At 74.0% G+C, this 17553-nt stretch carries 16 protein-coding genes; 11 read left to right on the top strand and 5 right to left on the bottom strand.

Translation table 11 applies throughout. From position 1 onward, the window contains the following. Positions 1-6 precede the first annotated feature (6 nt). Positions 7-828 (bottom strand): class I SAM-dependent methyltransferase, encoded by an 822-nt coding sequence (locus tag ACN20G_RS10810; protein WP_424212529.1) that lies wholly within the window; start codon positions 826-828, stop codon positions 7-9. Positions 829-1225: 397 nt separating this feature from the next. Between ACN20G_RS10810 and mshA the strand changes: the two genes are divergently transcribed. Together mshA and ACN20G_RS10800 are read left to right on the top strand one after the other, a co-directional pair. Then, positions 1226-2599, top strand: coding sequence for a D-inositol-3-phosphate glycosyltransferase (mshA, locus tag ACN20G_RS10805; RefSeq protein ID WP_424212528.1), 1374 nt, complete (start codon positions 1226-1228; stop codon positions 2597-2599). After that, positions 2592-3224 (top strand): YbjN domain-containing protein, encoded by a 633-nt coding sequence (locus ACN20G_RS10800; RefSeq protein ID WP_424212527.1) that lies wholly within the window; start codon positions 2592-2594, stop codon positions 3222-3224. The genes mshA and ACN20G_RS10800 overlap by 8 nt, the downstream gene beginning before the upstream one ends. A gap of 13 nt (positions 3225-3237) precedes the next feature. Here the strand turns inward: ACN20G_RS10800 and ACN20G_RS10795 are convergent, their stop codons facing one another. Beyond that, positions 3238-4638 carry an MDR family MFS transporter gene (locus ACN20G_RS10795; protein ID WP_424215470.1) on the bottom strand — a complete coding sequence of 467 codons (1401 nt, stop codon included), beginning with the start codon at positions 4636-4638 and terminating at the stop codon, positions 3238-3240. Between the two features lie 229 nt (positions 4639-4867). On the opposite strand from ACN20G_RS10795, the gene ACN20G_RS10790 reads away from it, so the two are divergent. Then, positions 4868-5629, top strand: a complete 762-nt coding sequence (locus ACN20G_RS10790; protein ID WP_424212526.1) for a phosphoglyceromutase — start codon at positions 4868-4870, stop codon at positions 5627-5629. Positions 5630-5710: 81 nt separating this feature from the next. On the opposite strand, the gene ACN20G_RS10785 is transcribed toward ACN20G_RS10790, so the two are convergent. Both ACN20G_RS10785 and phoU read right to left on the bottom strand, forming a co-directional pair. Beyond that, positions 5711-5863 (bottom strand): hypothetical protein, encoded by a 153-nt coding sequence (locus ACN20G_RS10785; protein ID WP_424212525.1) that lies wholly within the window; start codon positions 5861-5863, stop codon positions 5711-5713. Positions 5864-6142: 279 nt separating this feature from the next. Beyond that, positions 6143-6820 (bottom strand): phosphate signaling complex protein PhoU, encoded by a 678-nt coding sequence (phoU, locus tag ACN20G_RS10780; RefSeq protein ID WP_424212524.1) that lies wholly within the window; start codon positions 6818-6820, stop codon positions 6143-6145. A 198-nt stretch (positions 6821-7018) separates the two neighbouring features. Between phoU and ACN20G_RS10775 the strand changes: the two genes are divergently transcribed. Together ACN20G_RS10775 and ACN20G_RS10770 are read left to right on the top strand one after the other, a co-directional pair. Beyond that, positions 7019-8287 carry a sensor histidine kinase gene (locus tag ACN20G_RS10775; protein ID WP_424212523.1) on the top strand — a complete coding sequence of 423 codons (1269 nt, stop codon included), beginning with the start codon at positions 7019-7021 and terminating at the stop codon, positions 8285-8287. After that, the gene (locus ACN20G_RS10770; RefSeq protein WP_037653407.1) at positions 8284-8964 is read left to right on the top strand and encodes a response regulator transcription factor; all 681 of its coding nucleotides are present in this window, start codon (positions 8284-8286) and stop codon (positions 8962-8964) included. The genes ACN20G_RS10775 and ACN20G_RS10770 overlap by 4 nt, the downstream gene beginning before the upstream one ends. A 195-nt stretch (positions 8965-9159) precedes the next feature. On the opposite strand, the gene ACN20G_RS10765 is transcribed toward ACN20G_RS10770, so the two are convergent. Next, the gene (locus ACN20G_RS10765; protein WP_424212521.1) at positions 9160-9849 is read right to left on the bottom strand and encodes a DUF461 domain-containing protein; all 690 of its coding nucleotides are present in this window, start codon (positions 9847-9849) and stop codon (positions 9160-9162) included. A 641-nt stretch (positions 9850-10490) separates the two neighbouring features. On the opposite strand from ACN20G_RS10765, the gene ACN20G_RS10760 reads away from it, so the two are divergent. The 6 genes from ACN20G_RS10760 to ACN20G_RS10735 all read left to right on the top strand — a co-directional run bounded on the left by ACN20G_RS10760 (position 10491) and on the right by ACN20G_RS10735 (position 17519). Further along, the gene (locus ACN20G_RS10760) at positions 10491-10973 is read left to right on the top strand and encodes a CarD family transcriptional regulator (protein WP_003953493.1); all 483 of its coding nucleotides are present in this window, start codon (positions 10491-10493) and stop codon (positions 10971-10973) included. Positions 10974-11451: 478 nt separating this feature from the next. Beyond that, a complete protein-coding gene (ispD, locus tag ACN20G_RS10755) occupies positions 11452-12345 on the top strand; it encodes a 2-C-methyl-D-erythritol 4-phosphate cytidylyltransferase (protein WP_424212520.1) in 894 nt (297 codons plus the stop codon). Next, positions 12335-12865 carry a 2-C-methyl-D-erythritol 2,4-cyclodiphosphate synthase gene (gene ispF, locus ACN20G_RS10750; RefSeq protein ID WP_424212519.1) on the top strand — a complete coding sequence of 177 codons (531 nt, stop codon included), beginning with the start codon at positions 12335-12337 and terminating at the stop codon, positions 12863-12865. The genes ispD and ispF overlap by 11 nt, the downstream gene beginning before the upstream one ends. 187 nt (positions 12866-13052) lie before the next feature. Then, positions 13053-14453, top strand: coding sequence for a cysteine--tRNA ligase (gene cysS, locus ACN20G_RS10745; protein WP_424212518.1), 1401 nt, complete (start codon positions 13053-13055; stop codon positions 14451-14453). A gap of 133 nt (positions 14454-14586) precedes the next feature. Further along, on the top strand, positions 14587-15543 hold the full coding sequence (gene rlmB / locus ACN20G_RS10740) for a 23S rRNA (guanosine(2251)-2'-O)-methyltransferase RlmB (protein ID WP_424212517.1): 957 nt from the start codon (positions 14587-14589) through the stop codon (positions 15541-15543). Between the two features lie 371 nt (positions 15544-15914). Then, positions 15915-17519 (top strand): DoxX family protein, encoded by a 1605-nt coding sequence (locus ACN20G_RS10735; protein ID WP_424212516.1) that lies wholly within the window; start codon positions 15915-15917, stop codon positions 17517-17519. The last annotated feature ends 34 nt before the right edge of the window (positions 17520-17553 follow it).

Here is a 17553-nt window from a genome sequence, read left to right as displayed (position 1 = left end):
CGCGGATCAGGGGCGCGCGGGGCGGAGCGCGTCCCAGCGGACGGTGAGTTCGCCCTGTCGGAGCCGGGCGTGCGGGCTGGTGACGGGCCAGTCCGCGGCCAGGTCCCGGGCCGTGCGCAGCCAGCGCTGACGGGCCCCGTAGGCGGCGTAGGGCGCGGCGGCGGCCCAGGCGCGGTCGAAGTCCCGCAGGAAGGCGTGCACGGGCTCGCCCGGGACGTTGCGGTGGATCAGGGCCTTGGGCAGTCGTTCGGCCAGGTCGGAGGGGCGGTCCAGGGAGCCGAGCCGGGTCGCGAAGGTGACCGTGCGCGGCCCCTCCGGGCCGAGGGCGACCCACACGTGCCGGCGGCCGATCTCGTCGCAGGTGCCCTCCACGAGCAGCCCGTCGGGCGCGAGTCGTCGACAGAGCCGCTCCCACACCTCGGTCACCCGCTCCTCGTCGTACTGGCGGAGCACGTTCGCGGCGCGGATCAGGGTGGGGGCCTCGCCGGGGCCGAGCGGCACCTCGAAACCGCCGTGCCGGAACGTGAGCCCGTCGCGTTCCCAGGGTTTCGCGCCGGTCACCCGGGCCGGTTCGATCTCGATGCCCACGACGCGCACGCGCGGCGCGGCCCGCCGCAGCCGGTCGAGGAGCTCCACGGCGGTCCAGGGCGCCGCCCCGTATCCGAGGTCCACGGCGATCGGCGCGGGCCCCGACCGCAGGGCGTCGCCGTGGGTCGCGGCGATCCAGCGGTCCATGCGCCGCAGCCGGTTCGGGTTGGTGGTGCCCCGCGTCACCGTGCCCACCACCGGGCGGCGGGAGCGGGCGGAATCGACACGTGCGGAGGACATGCGTCGAGCCTAAGCGCCCGGGGAGCGGGCAGGCGCACGCGTGGGCGGGTGGGGGCGTCGGGGCCATCCGGAGGCCGTCGCCGGGTCCAAGATCGGGTAAAGGGGCGGGTGTCGCACCGGTTGCGGAATGCGGGGGCCGGTTGCACGGTTGCACAGGCTTGACGGGTGCTCCGCGTACATCCCTCCCCGGCCGCCGCGAGTCGACTGGGGGGCGGTGGGCAGTGGGCCGGCGCCCGCCACCCCAGGGACCGGTGGTCCCGTCCCGCAGCGTCGCGGGGCGGTCTCCCCACCACCCGGTCCGCCGCCCCGGCGCGCTCTCCCCGGCGTGCCCGACCCCGACCGACCGTCGCCGTGCCCGCGATCGGCCCGACCGAGACCGAGAAGAGGACCGCTCCCCTTGAGCCAGTACGTGTCCCGGCTCGGCGGCAGGCTCGCCGCCGTCCGCAACAGTGCCCGTCACGACGCCCCGCGCCTGCGGCTGCCCTCCGTGGGGCATCCCCGCAAGCCGCGCCGGGTGGCGATGCTCAGCGTGCACACCTCCCCGCTGCACCAGCCCGGCACGGGTGACGCGGGCGGCATGAACGTCTACATCGTGGAGCTGGCCCGCCGGCTCGCCGCGATCAACATCGAGGTCGAGATCTTCACGCGGGCCACCGCGGGCGGCCTGCCCTCGGTGGTGGAGCTGGCCCCCGGCGTCCTGGTGCGGCACGTGGACGCGGGCCCCTACGAGGGGCTCGCCAAGGAGGAGCTGCCCGCGCAGCTGTGCGCCTTCACCCACGGGGTGATGCAGGCGTGGGCCGGACACCGGCCCGGCCACTACGACCTCGTGCACTCCCACTACTGGCTCTCCGGGCACGTCGGCTGGCTCGCGGCCCAACGCTGGGGCGTGCCGCTGGTGCACGCCATGCACACCATGGCCAAGGTGAAGAACGCCGCGCTCGCCGAGGGCGACACCCCCGAGCCGGCCGCCCGGGTGATCGGCGAGACGCAGATCGTGGAGGCCGCCGACCGGCTGATCGCCAACACGGCCGACGAGGCCGAGGAACTCGTGCGGCACTACGAGGCCGACCCCGGCAAGGTGGCCGTCGTGCACCCCGGGGTGAACCTCGACCGGTTCACCGTGGGCGACGGCCGGGCCGCCGCCCGCGCCCGCCTGGGCCTGCCGCAGGACGCCGTCATCCCGCTGTTCGCCGGCCGCATCCAGCCGCTGAAGGCGCCCGACGTGCTGCTGCGGGCGGTGGCGGTGCTCGTGGACGAGGACCCGAGCCTGCGCCGGCGCCTGTTCGTGCCGGTCGTCGGCGGCCCCAGCGGCAGCGGCCTCGCCAAGCCCGAGGGCCTGCAGAAGCTGGCCGCCCGTCTCGGCATCGCCGACCTCGTGCACTTCCACCCGCCGGTGGGTCAGGACAGCCTCGCGGACTGGTTCCGGGCCGCGTCCGTGCTGGTCGTGCCCTCGTACAACGAGTCCTTCGGGCTGGTGGCGATCGAGGCGCAGGCCACCGGCACCCCCGTGCTCGCGGCCGAGGTGGGCGGACTGCCGGTCGCCGTGAACGACGGGGCCACGGGCATCCTCGTGCCCGGACACGACCCGGTGGACTGGGCGCGCCGGCTGCGCCTGTTCGTGGACGACCCCGGGCTGACCGACCGGCTCGGCGCGCAGGCCGCCCGGCACGCGCGGTTCTTCGGCTGGGACACGGCCGCGAGCGGCACGGCGGACGTGTACACCGCCGCCCTGCACGAACACCGCCGTCGCGTACGCTCCCTCCATGGCTGACCAGGGCACGCGCGGCACCCACGGCACGAGCACCGGAGGGGACGGCGGCGGCGCCGGGCCCGCGACCGAGGCGGCCCGGCACGCCCGGGTGGTCGAGGACACGCTGCGCGACGCCGAGCTGTCCTGGGAGAGCCCCGAACCCGGCACCTGGGTGGTCACCCTCCCCGGCACCCGCAAGCTCGCCACCACCTGCTCGCTGCGGGTGGGCCGGCACACCCTGTCGGTGAACGCGTTCGTCATCCGGCACCCCGACGAGAACGAGGCCGGCGTGCACCGCTGGCTGCTGGAGCGGAACCTGCGGCTGCGCGGGGGCCTGAGCTACGCCGTGGACGCGTTGGGCGACGTGTACCTCGTCGGCCGGCTGCCGCTGGCCGTGATCACCCCGGAGGAGCTCGACCGGCTGCTCGGCGCGGTGCTGGAGGCGGCGGACGGGGCCTTCAACCCGCTGCTGGAACTGGGCTACGCCTCCTCGATCCGGCGCGAGTACGCGTGGCGGGTCGCGCGCGGGGAGTCCACGCGCAACCTCGACGCCTTCGCCCACCTGACCCGCCCCCAGCCCCAGGGGGCCGGGAGGTGCCCCCATCCGCCCGGGGCGCCGAAGCCCGACGAGCCCGGCGCCCCGTAGCGGTCCGACGGGCTCAGCCCGCCGTCGGCTCCCGGTCCCGATCCCGCCCGGACCCGCCCCGAGGCTCGGCCGGGGCCGCGACCGGGCCCGGGCCCGGGGCCGCGACCGGGGCGGGTGCCACGCTCGCCCCGTCCACGGGCACCGGCACGGGCACGGGCACCGGCACGACCGCCGAGGACTCCGCCGGCAGGTCCCGCATCAGCAGCCAGTACCCCAGCCCCGCCACCGTGCCCAGCACGCCCACCGAGGCCCACAGCCACCCCGCCCCGAACCGGTCGACGACCGTGCCCGCCATCAGCGGCGCGACCAGCGAGGCCACCGCCCACGACATGCTGTAGACGCCCTGGTAGCGGCCGCGCGCCGAGGCCGGCGAGAGCCGCACGACCAGGCTCATCTGGGTCGGCGAGTTCACGATCTCCGCCAGCGTCCACACGCACACGGTCAGCGCGTACATCCACAGGGACCCGGCCAGCGCGGTCAGCGCGAACCCGTACCCGGCCAGCAGCGCCGAGATCACCAGCAGCCGGCGCGGGTCGCGGTGCTGGATGAACCGGGTCACCGGGATCTGGAGCAGCACGATCAGCAGGCCGTTGACCATCACGACCATGCCGTAGTCGCCCGAGGAGTACCCCTCGCGTCCCATCGCGACCGGCAGCCCCACCGAACCCTGCGTGAAGATCAACGAGATCAGGAACGAGAGCCCGACCACGCCCATGAACCGGCCGTCCCGCAGCACCGCCCCGAGCCCCGAACCACCGTCCCCGCCCTCCTGCGCACCAGCCCCCGCCGCCCCCGCCGCACCGGCCGGCGCGACCGGCTCCGGCCGGGACTCGGGCAACCTGACGAACACGAGCACCGCGCACACCAGCGTCAGCACCGCCTCGCCCAGGAACCCCGCCAGGTACGACCACTCCGCGACGAACCCCGCCGCCGCCGCGCTCACCGCGAAACCGAGGTTGATGGCCCAGTAGTTCAGCGCGAAGGCCCGCACCCGGTCCCGCTCCGGCACGATGTCCGCCATCATCGCCTGCACCGCCGGCCGGGAGGCGTTCGAGGCCATGCCGACCAGCGCCGCCATCACCGCGATCGCCACCGGGTGCTCCATGAACCCGAGCACCGCCACCGTCAACGCCGTCCCGAGCTGGGACACCAGCAGCGTCGGCCGCCGCCCGAGCCGGTCCGTCAGCACCCCCGCGATCGGGGTCGAGACCACCCCGCCGAGCCCGTACAAAGCGGCCACAAGTCCCGCGAACGAGGCCGAGAAGCCCCGCTCCAGGGTCAGGTACAAGGTCATGAACGTGGCGACGAAGGCCCCGAGTCGGTTGACGAGGGTGCTGACCCACAACCACCAGAACGCGGTCGGCAGGCCGGAAACGGAATCTCGGATCGCGCCGGCGATCCGAGCCCGGGACAGAACGGGCACGGCGGGAATCCCCCTGGGCTCCAACGGCTGGAGTAAGCGGCATGACGGACTGAGGCACCTTACGATCCCGCCCCGGCGCCCGCCACCGCATTACCCGCCCGGCCCCGCCGGCGCCCCCGCCCCGCCCGTCCCGACCCCGCCTCAGGACCGTCCCGGGCCTCGCCGTCCCCCCTCACGCGGACGCGCGCGAGGGCATCCGCGGTCCATTAGGCTCGTACGCATGGCCGACGCACCGTACAAGCTGATCCTCCTCCGTCACGGCGAGAGCGAGTGGAACGCGAAGAACCTGTTCACCGGCTGGGTGGACGTCAACCTCAACGAGAAGGGCGAGAAGGAGGCGGTCCGCGGCGGTGAGCTGCTCACGGACGCCGGTCTGCTCCCCGACGTCGTGCACACCTCCCTCCAGAAGCGCGCGATCCGCACCTCGCAGCTCGCGCTGGAGGCCGCCGACCGTCACTGGATCCCGGTCCACCGCTCCTGGCGCCTGAACGAGCGCCACTACGGCGCCCTCCAGGGCAAGGACAAGGCCCAGACCCTCGCCGAGTTCGGCGAGGAGCAGTTCATGCTGTGGCGCCGCTCGTACGACACCCCGCCGCCGGCGCTGGAAGACGGCACCGAGTTCTCGCAGTCCGAGGACCCGCGCTATGCCTCCATCCCGCCGGAGCTGCGCCCGAAGACCGAGTGCCTGAAGGACGTCGTCGTCCGGATGCTCCCGTACTGGTACGACGCGATCGTCCCGGACCTCATCGCGGGCCGCACCGTCCTGGTCGCCGCGCACGGCAACTCCCTGCGCGCGCTGGTCAAGCACCTCGACGGCATCTCCGACGCCGACATCGCGGGCCTGAACATCCCGACCGGCATCCCGCTCTCCTACGAGCTCGACGCCGACTTCAAGCCCCTCAACCCGGGCGGCACCTACCTCGACCCGGCCGCCGCGGCCGCCGCCATCGAGGCCGTCAAGAACCAGGGCAAGAAGAAGTAACACCCGAGTCCCACATTCGAGAGGCCCCCCACCCGCACATGGCGGGTGGGGGGCCTCTCGGCGTACGCGGGCGGGCTGGGGTCAGCCGCACTGGCAGGGGGCGCCGGACTGGCAGCCGCAGCCGCAGCCCGAGCCGCAGCCGCACATCGCCAGCATCGGCAGCCGCGCGGGCTCCCGGGCCGGTCGTTCAGGCTGTTCCTGCTCCGGGGTGATCGGGACGGGGGTGTCGGGCATGGTGCCTCCTCGTCGGGAGCCGCGCCGGCGCGGGGCCGGGGCGGGCGCCGGGGGCGGACGAGCCGCCTCGGGCGCGGGTGTGGGCCGTGCCTGTCGCCCCATTCATGCCCAGTGCGGCCCCCGCGTCAACGGCGCGCGGGGGCTTCGGCCCGCGCGCCCCGTCCCGGGGGGCCGACCCCGGGACGGTTCACCCGTACGGAGCAACGCGTGCGTTCGGTTTCCCGACCGTGTCCGCGGCCCGCGCGCGGTCCTCCGCGCGCCCGTCCGAGGAGCCGCGGATCAGGCGGTCTCGGCGTTGACGGCGTTCTGGACCTCGTCCGCGTGCTCGCCCGTGACGAGGAAGACCACGCGCTTGGCGACGGAGACGGCGTGGTCGGCGAAGCGCTCGTAGTAGCGGCCGAGCAGGGTGACGTCGACGGCCGTCTCGATGCCGTGCTTCCAGCGGTCGTCCATGAGGTGCTGGAAGAGCGTGCGGTGCAGCTGGTCCATCTCGTCGTCGTCCGTCTCCAGCTGGAGCGCGAGGTCGACGTCCTTGGTGATGATGACCTCGCCGGCCTTCGCCATCAGGCGCTGCGCGAGCTGGCCCATCTCCAGGATGGTCGCGTGCAGGTCCCGGGGGACCGCGGTGTCCGGGAAGCGCAGGCGCGCCAACTTCGCGACGTGCTGGGCGAGATCGCCGCTGCGCTCCAGGTCGGCGCTCATGCGCAGGGAGGTCACGACGATGCGCAGGTCGGTGGCGACCGGCTGCTGGCGGGCCAGCAGGGCGATCGCGCGGGCCTCCAGGTCGTGCTGGAGGTCGTCGACCCTCTGGTCCGCGGCGATCACGGACTCGGCGAGCTTCAGGTCGGCGTCGAGCATGGCGGTCGTCGCCCGCCCGATGGCGGAGCCGACCAGGCGGGCCATCTCGACCAGGCCCTCCCCGATCGAGTCCAGTTCCTCGTGGTACGCGTCCCGCATGGTGGGTGTCCCTCTCTTGCTTCCTGCCGGGGGCCGGGGCCTTCTCGCCCCACGGTGCCACGGTCCGCTTCGAACGCGTCCGACTCCTCCACCCGAAGTGAATCAGCACCGTCGCCACGGTGAACTCTGGGCGACGAGTGTTCGAGTCGCCACCCGAACGGCTGTGGATCTCGCGTTCCGCCTGCTTAACCTGGACACATGGACGTGAACGCGGCGGTCGCCGCAGCTGCCGCGATCGCCGGGCTCTGTACCGGGGTGATCGCCATGCTGGCGTTTCGCTGGAGCGAACGCGACCAGTCCCGCCCCACCCGGAGCTCGCTGCGGCCCGACGCCGGCGCCGTGCTGCCCCCGGGGGTGGACACGGTGCTCTCGGTGCTGCGCTCCTCCGCCGTGGTGCTCGACGAGGCCGACGCCGTGGTGAAGGCCAGCTCGGCGGCGTACGCCCTGGGGCTGGTGCGCGGCGGGAAGCTGGCCGTGGAACCGATGCTGCACATGGCGCGCGACACCCGTCGCGACGGGGAGATACGTCAGGTCGAGCTCGACCTGCCGCGCCGGGGCACCGGCCGCGGCGAGGCGCTGGCGGTGTCGGCACGGGTGGCCCCGCTGGGCTCCCGGCTGGTGCTGCTGCTGGTCGAGGACCTGACGGAGGCGCGGCGCATCGAGGCGGTCCGCCGTGACTTCGTCGCCAACGTGTCGCACGAGCTGAAGACGCCGACCGGCGCCCTGTCCCTGCTGTCGGAGGCCGTCATGGACGCCTCCGACGACCCCGAGGCCGTGACCCGGTTCGCGGGCCGGATGCAGATCGAGGCGACCCGGCTCACCAACCTCGTGCAGGAGCTCATCGACCTCTCCCGGGTGCAGAACGACGACCCGCTGGAGGACGCCGAGCCGGTCCGGATCGACACCCTCGTCGCCGAGGCCATCGACCGCTGCCGGCACACGGCCTCCGCCAAGCAGATCACCATGGCCGCCGGCGGCACCTCCGACCTGCGGGTCTGGGGCAACCGGGGGCAGCTCGCGGCGGCGCTGGGCAACCTCGTCGAGAACGCCGTCAACTACAGTCCGGCCCGCACCCGGGTCGGCATAGCCGGCCGGCGGGTCGCCGCGCCGGGCGGGGACCTCATCGAGATCGCCGTCACCGACCAGGGCATCGGCATCCCCGACAAGGACAAGGAGCGCATCTTCGAGCGCTTCTACCGCGTGGACCCGGCCCGCTCCCGCGCCACCGGCGGCACCGGCCTCGGTCTCGCCATCGTCAAGCACGTCGCGGCCTCGCACGGCGGCGAGGTCACCGTCTGGAGTTCGGAGGGTCAGGGTTCCACCTTCACCCTCCGCCTCCCCGAGTCGACGGCGAAGGGTGCCCCGGACCCGTCCGCCGGCCCCTCGTCCGCCGCGGGTGCCGCCCGCGTCAACCCGCACCACCACCCCGAACCAGTCACCACCCCTGCCCCGGAGGTCCTTCCGTGACCCGAGTGCTCGTCGTCGAGGACGAGGAATCATTCAGCGACGCCCTGTCCTACATGCTCCGCAAGGAGGGCTTCGAGGTCGCGGTCGCCGCGACCGGACCCGACGGGTTGGACGAGTTCGAGCGCAACGGCGCCGACCTCGTCCTGCTCGACCTGATGCTGCCCGGGCTGCCGGGCACGGAGGTCTGCCGGCAGCTGCGCGGCCGGTCCAACGTCCCCGTGATCATGGTGACGGCCAAGGACAGCGAGATCGACAAGGTCGTCGGGCTGGAGATAGGGGCGGACGACTACGTCACCAAGCCCTTCTCCTCCCGCGAGCTGGTCGCCCGCATCCGCGCCGTGCTGCGCCGGCGCGGGGAGCCGGAGGAGGTCACCCCGGCCGCGCTGGAGGCGGGCCCGGTCCGGATGGACGTGGACCGGCACGTGGTGACCGTCGGCGGCGCCAAGGTCGACCTGCCGCTGAAGGAGTTCGACCTGCTGGAGATGCTGCTGCGGAACGCGGGCCGCGTGCTGACCCGCATGCAGCTCATCGACCGGGTCTGGGGCGCGGACTACGTCGGCGACACCAAGACCCTGGACGTGCACGTCAAGCGCCTGCGCGCCAAGATCGAACCCGACCCGGGCGCCCCGCGCTACCTCGTCACGGTCCGGGGGCTGGGGTACAAGTTCGAGCCGTAGGCCGACCAAGGACCGGGGCCGAGCCGTAGGCCGACCAAAGGCCGGGGCCGAGCCGTAGGCCGACCAAAGGCCGGGGCCGAGCCGTAGGCCGGCCCCTTCCTTCCCCCGCACAACGCCCGTGGGCCCCTCGATCACGTCGAGGGGCCCACGGGCGTTGTGCGGGGTGCGCGGCGGGCGCGCGGGGTGGGGCGGGGGTCAGCGGGCCGTGCTCGGGGTGCCGGACGGGCTGACGCCGCCGTTCGCGGGCGCGGACGGGCCGGTGGAGGCGCCGGTGGACGCGGACGCGCCGACCGCCGGGGTGCCGTTCGGGTCGGCCGAGGTGGACGCGGAGGCCGAGCCGGAGGGGCGGGCCGTGGGGCCGGCGGCCGGGGCGTCGGTGGGGCCGAAGCCCTCGTAGTAGCCGGCCGAGGGGACCACGAACGCGGCGAGCTTGACGTCGCCGGTCTTGCTGAGCTTGAAGACGACCTGCTGCGCGTTGCCGTCCTGGACGGCCTCGCGGCCGCCGGCGATGACGGCGGAGGCGTTGCCCTGGCCGCCGAGCACGAGGGAGCCGCCGGCCGGGACGGTGACCTTGCCGGCGCCCTTGGCGGGCTTGAGCACGACCGTGCCGGTGCCGCCGGGCAGGGTGATCGCGTCCAGGGTCTGGTCGTTGACGCCGGTGTTGAAGAGGGTGGCGGAGACGACCGCGGGGCCCTTCGCGGCCTTCTCGCCCTGGGTGATCACCAGCGCGTTCTGGACCTTGATGTCGCCCTTGGTGGTGGCGGCGTTGTCCGGACGGATCTGGAGCGTCTGCGCGTCGTTGCCCGCGCCGCAGGCTGCGAGGGATCCGATCGAGAACACGATGGCGGTGGCGGCGAGGGCGCCGCGTCGAAGGCTGCGGCTCACGGCGGCGGCATCTCCTTGGACGTACGGGAACGGACAGGACGGGCGGACGGCCCTCTCCGTCGCGTCCCCGTCGGTCCCGGGATACGAGGTAAAGCCGCCCTAAGGGTGTGTCAGCGCGCTTAGGTTACCGAGCGGCCGGCTCGGGCCCGCACCCGACCCTCCGGTCACTCGCGGTGACACCCGTCGCCGCCGGACCGGGCCCGCCGGGCCCCCGTGGTCCGTCCTCGGTGTCCCCGCCGCGCCGGGGGGCGTCGGGGCCGGTCGAAATCCGCGTCGGGGCCGGCGGGTGATCAATTGCGGGATTCCCCCGAACGGCTCTCCGTGATCAATTCCGGATTGGGCCGGAACCGATCCGCCGTCCCGCGCGGACAGTCGAACGGAGTAGCCGGGTTTCACGAATCCGAACCCGGCAAAACGGGATGTACGTCACGTCGTGCGGCAGGTTCGGCGGGTGTAGGTTGGTCGATTCGCCTCGTCCGCACAACCGCTCCCACCTGCGGATACCCCTTCCAAAGGGCCCTCCGCAGCACGTGCCCGGCGGTGTTGTCAAGCCCCGAGAACCGCCCTGACCTGCGAAAACGCCATTCAGAACACTCCATTCTCGTGTTACTCTGGATAGCCACGGAAGGGGTACCTGTCACATGACGTTCAAGGTTGGCGACACCGTGGTCTATCCCCATCACGGGGCCGCGCTGATCGAGGCCATCGAAACTCGCCAGATCAAAGGCGTGGACAAGACCTACTTGGTGCTCAAGGTCGCCCAGGGCGACCTGACGGTTCGTGTGCCCGCGGACAACGCGGAGTTCGTCGGCGTACGCGACGTAGTCGGCCAGGACGGGCTGGACCGGGTCTTCGAGGTGCTGCGCGCGCCGTACGCCGAGGAGCCCACCAACTGGTCCCGCCGCTACAAGGCGAACCTTGAGAAGCTCGCCTCCGGCGATGTCATCAAGGTCGCCGAGGTCGTTCGCGACCTGTGGCGTCGCGAGCGGGAGCGCGGACTCTCCGCCGGTGAGAAGCGCATGCTCGCCAAGGCGCGCCAGATTCTGGTCAGCGAGCTCGCGCTCGCGGAGAACACCAACGAGGACAAGGCCGAGGCCCTCCTCGACGAGGTTCTCGCGTCCTGACGCGATGAGCGAACCGTTTTACGCATAGCGCAGCCGTGCCGCGGTGCCCGCTGTCGGACCTCCCCCGGGAGGCCCGTCTCCGGGCGTCGCGGCATGTCTGTTTTCCGCCGCCGTGCCGCCCGCGGTGCTGTCACCCCGTGAGGCGCGCCCCGTCACACCCGCCCCACCCGCGGGTCCGGGTTCCCGCCGTCACGGCGTGACCGCGTAGCGTTCGTCCTCGACGCGTGATCACGGACGCCAGGCGACCGCCGTTCACCGTCGCGCACGAGCACCACCACGCCGTACCCACCCGCGGCGACCCGAGGCCCCGGCGGGCACCGGGACGCGCGGACCACCCCGCTCCATTGGCGTGCCGGGTCCGGGCAGCCGGCTCGACCGGTCGTCACGGAAAGGGGCGAGGGCATCGCACCCGACACGCTTCTGGCCATACCCACGCCGGCCGAAGCCACAAACCTGGCCGACTTCCCGGAGCCACCGCATGTCCGACACCTCCCGTCCCGGCCGGCCCGGGACCCCCACGGACCCCACGTCCCCCGCCGAGACCGGCCCGTCCGGCGCCGGTACCACCCCTGAATCCGCCCCCGACGCCACCTTCACGACCTCCGCGACCCCCGAGAGCCCGGCCGCGCCCGAGCGCGCCTCCCGCACCGCCGCCGTCATCCCGGCCGCCGGTCGCGGGGTCCGCCTCGGCCCCGGGGCCCCCAAGGCCCTGCGCACCCTCGGCGGGATCCCCATGCTCGTGCACGCCGTGCGCGCCATGGCCCGGTCCCGCGCGGTCTCCCTCGTCGTCGTGGTCGCCCCCGCCGACGGCGCGCCCGAGGTCCGCCGGCTGCTCGACGAGCACGCCCTGACCGGCGTCTCGCACACCGACGTGATCGTCGTCCCCGGCGGCGACACCCGCCAGGAATCGGTCCGGGCCGGCCTCGCCGCGCTGCCGGCCGACGTCGCCACCGTCCTCGTGCACGACGCGGCCCGCCCGCTGGTGCCCGTGGACACCGTGGACACCGTCGTGGAGACCATCCGCGCCGGCGCCCTGGCCGTCGTGCCCGCACTGCCGCTGGCCGACACCGTCAAGGAGGTCGAGCCGGGCGCGCCCGGCGAGCCCGAACCGGTGGTCGCCACCCCGGAGCGGGCCCGGCTGCGCGCCGTGCAGACCCCGCAGGGCTTCGACCGGGACACCCTGGTCCGGGCCCACGAGACCGTCCCCGTCGCCGGGGAGGGCGCCACCGACGACGCCGGGATGGTGGAGCGCACGGGCGTGCCCGTGTTCCTCGTGCCCGGTCACGAGGAGGCGTTCAAGGTGACCCGTCCCCTCGACCTCGTGCTCGCCGAGGCCGTACTCGCCCGCAGGAGGGCCACCGATGCCTACTGATCCCACCACCCCCCGTCCCGCCGCCGTGCCCGGCGTCCCCGTGCTGCCGCTGGTCGGCGTGGGCACCGACGTGCACGCCTTCGAGGAGGGCCGCGAGCTGTGGTGCGCCGGCCTGCTGTGGCCCGAGGAGAGCCACGGCCTGGCCGGTCACTCCGACGGGGACGTCGCCGCCCACGCGGCCTGCGACGCCCTGTTCTCGGCCGCCGGCGTCGGCGACCTCGGGGCGCACTTCGGCACCTCGCGGCCCGAGTGGTCCGGGGCCTCCGGGGTCACCCTGCTCGCGGAGGCCGCCCGGATCGTGCGCGCCGAGGGCTTCGAGATCGGCAACATCGCCGTGCAGGTGATCGGTGTCCGGCCCAAGGTCGGCAAACGGCGCACGGAAGCGCAGGAGGCGCTCGGCAAGGCGGCGGGCGCCCCCGTCTCGGTCTCCGGCACCACCACGGACGGGCTCGGTCTGACCGGCCGCGCCGAGGGCCTGGCCGCGATCGCGACGGCGCTGGTGTACCGGGTCGACCGATAGCCGTGCGAGGGCCCGGGCCGGCCGGCGGAGGGGCTCCCTCCGCTCGCCGGTCCGGGGCCCTCGGCACGGCGCGCGCGAACGCGGCCCGGGCCCCGGCGCGCGCCGGGATCCCGGTCCCGTCACAAACCCCGTTCCGGCCCCCCGAAGGGTCGCGAGGCACACCCCCGGGCGCACTACCCTGGATGCCGTGACTATTCGCCTGTACGACACCAGCGCCCGGCAGATCCGCGACTTCTCCCCGCTCGTCCCGGGCTGCGTCTCGATCTACCTCTGTGGTGCGACCGTGCAGGCCGCTCCGCACATCGGACACATCCGGTCCGGGCTGAACTTCGACATCATGCGCCGGTGGTTCGCCCACCGCGGCTACGAGGTCACGTTCATCCGCAACGTCACCGACATCGACGACAAGATCATCTCCAAGTCCGCCGACCAGGGCCGCCCCTGGTGGTCCATCGGCTACGAGAACGAGCGAGCCTTCAACAACGGCTACGACGCCCTCGGTTGCCTGCCGCCCACCTACGAACCGCGCGCCACCGGCCACATCCCCGAGATGATCGAGATGATGCGCGGTCTGATCGAGCGCGGCCACGCGTACGAGGCGGAGGGCAACGTCTACTTCGACGTGAAGTCCTTCCCCGGCTACCTGTCCCTCTCGGGGCAGGAGCTCGACAACATCCGGCAGCCCGAGATGGTGGGCGAGACCGGCAAGCGCGACGCCCGTGACTTCGCCATGTGGAAGGCGTGCAAGCCCGGGGAGCCCTCCTGGGAGACACCGTGGGGGCGCGGCCGGCCCGGGTGGCACCTGGAGTGCTCGGCGATGGCGCACAAGTACCTGGGTTCGGCCTTCGACGTGCACGGCGGCGGCCTGGACCTGATCTTCCCGCACCACGAGAACGAGATCGCCCAGGCCAAGGCGTTCGGCGACGAGTTCGCGACGTACTGGGTGCACAACGCCTGGGTCACCATGTCGGGCGAGAAGATGTCGAAGTCCCTGGGCAACTCGGTGCTGGTCTCCGAGATGGTCAAGAACTGGCGCCCGATCGTGCTCCGCTACTACCTCGGCACCCCGCACTACCGTTCGATGATCGAGTACAGCGAGGAGGCCCTGCGCGATGCCGAGTCGGCGTTCGCGCGGATCGAGGGCTTCGTGCAGCGGGTCGTCGAGAAGGCCGGCGGGCCGGTCGAGCCCGCCGCCGAGGTGCCGCCGGCCTTCGCCGAGGCCATGGACGACGACCTCGGCGTGCCGCAGGCGCTGGCCATCGTGCACACCACGGTCCGGCAGGGCAACAGCGCCCTGGCCGCCGACGACAAGGAAGGCGCCATCGCCCGACTGGCCGAGGTCCGCGCCATGCTCGGCGTGCTCGGCCTGGACCCGCTCGACCCGCACTGGGCCGGCGAGTCCGATCGGGGCGAGGATCTGCACGGCGCGGTGGACACCCTCGTCCGGCTGGTGCTGGAACAGCGGGAATCGGCCCGCGCCCGCAAGGACTGGGCCACCGCCGACGCGATCCGCGACCAGCTCACCCAGTCGGGCCTGGTCGTCGAGGACGGTCCCACGGGCCCGCGCTGGACGCTCGGCCCGCGCTGAGCCACGGCCCGCCACCCGCCGGAACCCCGGCCGGGCGGCGGGCCCGCATGTGCCGTCCGCGCGCGCGGACGGCACACTGACATTCACACGTACATATTTTTCGCAGCACCAAGGAATCGGGTAGGTCGAGGTCATGGCCGGGAACAGCCAGCGCAGGAACCGCCGCACGTCCAACAAGAAGGGCGCCACGGTCGGCAGCGGTGGCCAGCGGCGCAAGGGCCTCGAGGGCAAGGGCCCCACGCCGCCCGCCGCCGACCGCAAGGGTCACAAGAAGAACCGGCTGGAGAACGCCAAGGCCCGCCAGGCCGCGCGGCGCCGTCCCGCGCCCCGGCGCGGCGGCCCCAAGGGCACCAGCGAGATGGTCGTGGGCCGCAACTCGGTCTTCGAGGCCCTGCGCGACGGCGTGCCCGCCAGCACCCTGTACGTGCAGCAGTTCATCGACAACGACGAGCGGGTGCGCGAGGCCCTCGCCCTCGCCCAGGCGCGCGGCAACATCAACCTGATGGAGGCCCCCCGCCCCGAGCTGGACCGGATGACGAACGGCCTGAACCACCAGGGCCTCGTCCTCCAGGTCCCGCCGTACGAGTACGCGCACCCGGAGGACCTCACCGCCGAGGCGTACGACGCGGGCCAGGACCCGCTGATCGTGGCCCTCGACGGCGTCACCGACCCGCGCAACCTCGGCGCGATCATCCGCTCCGTCTCCGCCTTCGGCGGGCACGGCGTGGTCATCCCCGAGCGCCGCGCGGCCGGCATGACCGCCGGCGCGTGGAAGACCTCCGCCGGCACCGCGGCCCGCACCCCCGTGGCCCGGGTCACCAACCTGACCCGCACGCTCCAGGAGTACAAGAAGGCCGGCATCACCATCGTCGGCCTCGCGGCCGAGGGCACGCACGAGATCGGCGACCTGGAGGCGCTCGGCGGCCCCGTGGTCGTCGTCGTCGGCTCCGAGGGCAAGGGCCTGGGCCGGCTCGTCGGCGAGACCTGCGACTTCCTGGTCCGCATCCCGATGCCGGGCGGCGCCGAGTCGCTGAACGCCGGTGTCGCCGCCGGCGTCGTCCTCTACGAGGCATCCCGCCGCCGCGCCTGAACCGCGTGAGCCCGTGCCCGTGCGCCGTGCCCCGAGGATCCGAGGATCCGTCCCGGGCACGGGGCGCGGGCACGGCTCTTCGGGCGGGCGGGCGGGCGGGCGGCGTCGGAGGGCGCCGGGCCTTCTGCTTTCGGCCGGCCCGGACCCCGAGCGGGCTCCCGGAGCCGGTACGGGTGTGACGGGTGGGGCGGGAGAGCCCGTCGGATCCCCTCCGCGAAGCCCCCGGTCCACCTCCGTCCGACCCGTTCCCCCACCCCGGGAGGCCGGGCGCACGGCCGCCGAACGGCCGTTCCCCGGCCGGCCTGATCTTGACGGGCCCCCGACAGAGCATCTCTGTCAAGCAGTGTCCTAAACACTCATCACTCGGTTAGATGAGTGTGGACACCAGAACGCCCAGGTTCGACGACCAGCCCGCACTGAGCATGGTCAAGGTGCCGTGCGACCCCGCACAGGTCATCGTGAACCACGCCAGCTTCCGCGTCCGGCTCTCCCCGAGCCCGAACGCGCGTCCCGCGACCGCCCCCGCCTCCGCGCCCGGCGCGCCGAATCCGGCCCGCGTCCCGGCCCTGGCCGGCGCCCTCGCGGGAGCCGCCGTGGTCACCCGCCGGCGCAACCTCGTGGCGTGGAGCGGCAAGTCCGCCCCCGGCCAGGACGCCGCGACCGGCGGCCTGCTCCAGGCGGTGCGCGAGGCCGGCCTCGGCCGCGGCGAGGAGTTCGACGGCGGCGCCACGCAGACCATCCCCCGCGTGGACCTCGACCGCGACCTCGCCGAGGACACCCTCGCCACCCCCACCGTCATCGGCCAGCGCAGCCACCCCGGCGCGGGCGCGGCCGGCGGCGAGACCCGTGCCTTCCCGCCCGTGCGGCTCTCCGGCGCCCCCGTGGCCCCGCAGCCCCCCGGGTCCGGCGCGCGGCGCGGGGGCGCGGACGCGCGCGGGCACTCCTCGTACTACCCGGACCGCCGGATGAACCTCGGCGTGGTCCTGCTGCCGCTGCGGGTCTTCCTCGGCTTCATCTCCGTCTACGCGGGGATGGGCAAGCTCTGCGACCCGGTGTACTTCGACGGCGGCGAACGCGGCTCGATGGTCACGTGGTTGCAGACCCTGCACCCGTGGGCCCTGGCCGAACCGCTGCGGGACTTCGCCCTCGCCCACCCGGTCGGCGCCGGCCTGACGGTGGCCTTCCTCCAGGTCATCGTCGGCGTGCTGACCATCTTCGGCCTGTGGCAGCGGTTCGCGGCCTGCATCGGCGCGCTGCTGTCGGCGGCGCTGCTGATGACGGTGAGCTGGCGGACGGTGCCGGCGTACGACGCGCCCGACATCATCTACCTCGCCGCGTGGAGCCCGCTGATCATCGCCGGCGCCCCCGTCTACTCGCTGGACGGGCGCCTCGCGGGCGAGGCGTGGCGGACCCTCGGGCCCCGCTCGGCCGTGTGGGAACTGCGCCGCCGGGTGCTGCGGCGCGGCGCCATGATGGCCGCCGTGGTCTGCGGGCTGACCCTGCTGCTCGGTTCGCTGCTCGGCGGGGCGGTGCGCTCCAGCACCGTCGTCACCGTGCCCGGTCCGGGCCGCGAGCCCAGCAACTACCTGCCCGGCTCCCCGCTCCCGCAGGAACCGGGCACGGCGAGCGCCCCGCGCGGGCAGCGGCCCGCGAAGGGGGTCACGGGCACCGGGCCCTCGGCGGCGCCGACCGGCGGCAAGACCGCCTCGCAGAGCCCGCAGGGCGCGAAGACCGGCTCCTCGACCCCGAGCCGCGGCTCCGGTTCCGGCGCGGGCAAGGGCTCGGGCACCGGGTCCTCCGCACCGCGTTCCGGCTCCCCGAAGTCGACCCCGCGTCAGGGCGGCGGCGGCTCGGACTCCGGTCCCGCGAGCGGCGCGGCCCCGGGCTCGGGCTCCGGCGGGGCCGCCGAGCCGGGCTCCGGTTCCGGCGGCGCGAACAAGGGCGGCGGCCTGGTGGGCGGCCTGCTCGGCAACTGACCGGACGGATCGCAACGATCGGGGAACGGCCGTG

This window comes from Streptomyces dryopteridis (assembly GCF_049606955.1).
In the GTDB taxonomy this organism is placed as follows: Bacteria; Actinomycetota; Actinomycetes; order Streptomycetales; family Streptomycetaceae; genus Streptomyces.
Note: the sequence above shows the minus strand (reverse complement) of the source record. Positions and strands in the feature narration are given on the sequence as shown.